The organism is Pseudomonas sp. PS01299 (assembly GCF_029960145.1).
Classification (GTDB): Bacteria; Pseudomonadota; Gammaproteobacteria; order Pseudomonadales; family Pseudomonadaceae; genus Aquipseudomonas; species Aquipseudomonas putida_A.
In genome coordinates this window covers 1-757 of record NZ_JASCPO010000503.1, presented here as the reverse complement: position 1 = coordinate 757, position 757 = coordinate 1, and the positions used below count along the sequence as shown (strand labels likewise).

The following is a 757-nucleotide window of genomic DNA, read 5'->3' as shown; positions in this document are numbered from 1 at the left end:
GGGCTTGCTCGCGAAAGCGGTGATTCATTCAACGTTGATGTTGACTGATACGACGCCTTCGCGAGCAAGCCCGCTCCCACAGTTGTTTTGTGTGCTCAGCAATTACACGGTGGAGAGAAAGCGCGCCGGCACCTGTTCTGTCAGCCAAACGCCGTTTTCGGCCTGATAGAACTTCAAACCCTGTTCTTCCATCTGCCGTGCGGCGACTTTCAGAATCACCACGGTGCCATAGCGCTGCCCGACGGCCGAAGCGGTGTCGATGTCTTGGGAAAGGTGCACGTGATGGCGTGATCCCGGGATCAGGCCTTGTTCTTTGATTGACTCAAGAAAGCGCGTCGCTGTGCCGTGATACAGCGTTTGCGGTGGCTGTTTCTGCTCGAACTGCAAATCCACGCTTTTCGTTGAGTGGCCCTGAACCGCACGAATCAGTTGGCCGTCCTCGGAAATCGAGAAGCGCTTTTTGTCGCTACTTGTCACGACCGCTTCAATCAGTTCGTGATCCAGTTTGCGACCGTCACGCGCAGCACCGTTGATCAGTTCTTCGATATTTGCCCAGCCTTCAGAGTCCAGCGTCAGACCGATCGCCTGAGGTTCGTGGCGCAATACGAAGCTGAGAAATTTGCTTGTCTCGTCCAACAGTTTTTTGCTCATGAACTTCCCTGTCATTGCGATCAACTGTGGGAGCGGGCTTGCTCGCGAAAGCGGTGAACCATTCAACGTTGATGTTGACTGATATCACGCCTTCGCGAGCAAGCCC

The 757-nt window shown here is 54.6% G+C and carries 1 protein-coding gene; it reads right to left on the bottom strand.

The genetic code is table 11. The annotated features are described in order from the left end of the window. Positions 1-102 precede the first annotated feature (102 nt). Positions 103-651 (bottom strand): RNA 2'-phosphotransferase, encoded by a 549-nt coding sequence (locus tag QMX91_RS31290; RefSeq protein ID WP_282413916.1) that lies wholly within the window; start codon positions 649-651, stop codon positions 103-105. Positions 652-757: the final 106 nt, after the last annotated feature.

Coding starts and splice junctions, on each gene's coding strand:
- QMX91_RS31290 (WP_282413916.1), bottom strand. CDS start 651: ATGAGCAAAAAACTGTTGGACGAGACAAGCAAATTTCTCAGCTTCGTA.